Origin of the sequence: Rhodoblastus sphagnicola (genome assembly GCF_002937075.1) — a bacterium.
Lineage (GTDB): Bacteria > Pseudomonadota > Alphaproteobacteria > Rhizobiales > Beijerinckiaceae > Rhodoblastus > Rhodoblastus sphagnicola.
Window position 1 is genome coordinate 1 of sequence record NZ_NHSJ01000113.1, and the last position, 3,212, is coordinate 3,212.

A 3,212-nucleotide genomic window follows, 5' to 3' on the forward strand; every position below is an offset into this window, starting at 1 on the left:
TCCTGCGCTTCCGGCTTGAGCAGGCGCTGATTGGCGGCGATCTGGGTCTGAATGATCTGCCTGCCGCGTGGAACGACGGGATCAAGGCGCTGCTCGGCATCGCGCCGCCCGACGACGCCCGAGGCTGTTTGCAGGATATTCACTGGTACGACGGGCTGTTTGGCTATTTCCCAAGCTACACGCTGGGCGCGATGGCTGCGGCGCAATTGATGGCCGCGGCCCGGCGCGAGGCGCCGGCGATCGACGAGGCGTTGGCCGTTGGCAGCATGGCGCCGTTGCAGGATTGGCTCACGCAAAAGGTCCATGTCTTCGGCAGCCGCTATGGATTCAATGACTTGCTGCGTCACGCCACGGGTTCGGCGCTGAGCGCCGATGCGTTCGAGGCGCATTTGCGAGCGCGCTACTTGGGGTGATGGCGGCAACGAAACAAGGACATGGGAAGGCAAGCGCCGACGATGCCGAGCCTTTCCAGATCTCGAAAGGGCAGCGTGTTTGTGACTGCCGCCACCGTCTTGGGGCGCATGAGCAAGCAGATCGATCCCAGAATTTGCAAGACGGAAACAAAGCGGCCTTGCGACGGCCTTGATCATGGGCGACTGAGCGGGTGCGGAATAGCGTTTGCTCCGCCGGCGTCGCCCGCATGGCCGCTGGCATCAAGATGGGCGCCAGAAACTCCCGCCAGATGATGATCTGCCACAACGCCGGCAACCCATTTGCTCGGAGCGTTGAAAAGGCTCATCGCATTGGGCTTCGCTGATGTCGAAAACTCAGCCTGCGCTCCATTTCCATTGAAAGTCTAAAGATAATGATGAATGCGAAAATCACCGCTTCGACTCACGGAACTCCCGGCGAAGTTGTCACCATCGAAGAAGGTCAGATCGCATGGATTGGCCCAATCGAGGCTCTTGAAGAGGCGGGAAACTTCGACGCGGTGTTTTGCCATGAGGACGACGAAGAAAGGCTGATTGGCTATCCGCGAATAAATTCACGCCAGAACCAGAGGACCGACAACATTGGCGCATCGTGATAAATTCGGGCGAGCGACATCGCCAAGCCATGCCGGTAAATAGGTGGATTTGACCGTCAAGAATAACGCGAAGTGAAGCCAGCCCATCATCGGGCTGTTTGATCCGCTCCGCTTCGTGATGCGCGCCGTCGCCACGCCGCTCTGGCAAATACGGCGGCGACCGCTTAGATATCGTCCCGCAACACGCCTGTCGGATGCCTTGCCGCCGGAACACGTCTATCCAATTGGAGTGGTGTTTGCAGCGAACGGCGGATTGAGCATCACAGCCATCCTCGCTCCCCGAACGCGGCAAGATCAACGCCGGGCGGCGCGTACCATCCGCCGGTACGATAACGCGCGCCGAGATCGAGCGCGATCGCCTTGTTGCCAAAAGGGATTCGCAAAGGCGTCTCCGTCGCCGAACGAGGTCCTGAAGGTGGCGCATGGGCGACGGATGGAGCGGCGTTATCCGTTGCCGACCGAGATCGCTTTGCTGGCGCCTTCTTCGATTTTCTGCCACTCCTTCCGCCCGCTGCAACAAGCTTCGATCCGACGCCCTCTGACGGCACGGCGGAAAGAGCCACCGCCACGTCGGCTGTCGTGTCGAGCGAGTCTTCAGCCCCGAGGTCGAGGGACTTGCGGGAACGTCGGCCCGACTTCGACACGCCAACTTTTCGACGGGTGCGATTGCCGGCGTAGGGTTTCATTGTGGAGGCCGGCGGACGTGTGGCGGAGCCCCCGCGCGCCCCGAGCAAGGGCGGGCCGCCGCCAGAGCTTTCCGTGAGCTTGCCGATAATCCGCTGGGCGACGTCACAGACGGCGTCGATCGCGCCGATCATCTCCTGCTTGCCGAGAACCACGTCGTCGAGCAGGTATTCCAGCCGCGCCGTCACGCCGGGATCGACGAGGTCCGGATCGGCCCGTTTCAATACGCCAAACAGCGACAGACCGGCTTCGGTGGGGACGATGTTCTTGCCCTGAGCCGTGAGGAATCCCTGACGCTTGAGTCCGCCGATGATTTCCGCGCGCGTCGCCGGCGTGCCGATGCCCTTGGCTTCCTTCAGGCGCTCCCGCAAGGCCTCGTCGTCGACGAAGCGCCACGCGTTCTGCATGGCCTCGATGAGGCCGCCCTCGTTGTATCGCGGCGGCGGGCGCGTCTCCTTGGCCTCGATCTTGGAATGCGACAGCTTGGCGGGTTCGCCGTTGCGCAGCGCCGGCAACAGCTGCGCCTCGTCGCCCTTTTCCTCAGCCGGGGTCCATTCCGGGAATGCCGCGCGCCAGCCCATCTCGATCGGCTGGCGTCCGGCGGAGCGGAAGGCGAAACCTCCGACGTCGAGCGTCACGCTGGTCTGACGATAGCGGAAGTCGGGCATGAGCGCGGCGAGATAGGCCCGCGCGATGACGTCGAACAGCTTCTTCTCGTCCAGCGACAGGCGCGGCCAGACCTCGCGCAGGGCGCTAATCGTGTTGACGTTGGGAATGACGGCGTGATGGCTCGCGCCCTCAAGTCCCTTGTCGTAAAAACTGCCCGCCGCGCCCTTGCGGATGTGCAGCGGCTCGGGCATGGGAATCGTGCGAAAAGTCTGTCCTTCGCGCAATCCGGCGACAATCTTCGCCGCGTCGTCGATGGCGCTTTCCGGCAGGTAACGCACCTCGGCGCGGGGATAGGTGATGATCTTCTTGCCTTGGCCGTCGTAGAGTTCCTGCGCCAGCTCAAGCGTTTTGGCCGCCGACCAGCCGAAGCGCGAGCCGCACAGTTTTTGCAAGGACGGCAGGTCGTGGAGTTTTGGCGGTTTCTGCCGTTTCTCCTCGACCCGCGCGGCGAGCGGGCCCTCGAACCCGTTGGCGGCATTGGCGACATCCCGCGCCTTCGCCCGCTGGAGGATTCGCTCCCGCGGCGCGTGGCGCATCTGGAATTCGCCGCCCGCGACCGTCGCCTTCGCCACGATCTCGAAATAGGCGACAGGAACGAAGTCGCGGATTTCCAACTCGCGTCGGCACACGATGGCGAGCGTCGGCGTCTTCACCCGCCCGATTCCGATGACGCCCGGAGCGCCCTTGCCCAGACTGACCGTTGCGGTGCGGGTCAGCGAGAGATTGTAGATCTGGTCCGCCTGCCGACGCGCGACCGCTGCCGCGTAGATGCGCGAATATTCGGAATTCGGCTTGGCGCGACCGAACGCCTCGCGGATGGTCTGCGGGTCCT

The 3,212-nt window shown here is 63.3% G+C and carries 2 protein-coding genes and 1 pseudogene; 2 read left to right on the forward strand and 1 reads right to left on the reverse strand.

The genetic code is table 11. The features are described from left to right. Both CCR94_RS18440 and CCR94_RS18445 read left to right on the forward strand, forming a co-directional pair. Positions 1 to 413: pseudogene (locus CCR94_RS18440) on the forward strand (carboxypeptidase M32); the annotation flags it as partial. A 395-nt stretch (positions 414 to 808) separates the two neighbouring features. Continuing rightward, positions 809 to 1,027 (forward strand): hypothetical protein, encoded by a 219-nt coding sequence (locus tag CCR94_RS18445; RefSeq protein WP_146090096.1) that lies wholly within the window; start codon positions 809 to 811, stop codon positions 1,025 to 1,027. A 260-nt stretch (positions 1,028 to 1,287) separates the two neighbouring features. Here CCR94_RS18445 and CCR94_RS18450 read toward each other — a convergent pair. Continuing rightward, positions 1,288 to 3,212, reverse strand: a 1,925-nt coding sequence (locus tag CCR94_RS18450; RefSeq protein ID WP_104509301.1) for a DNA topoisomerase, incomplete at its 5' end; no start/stop codon positions are given.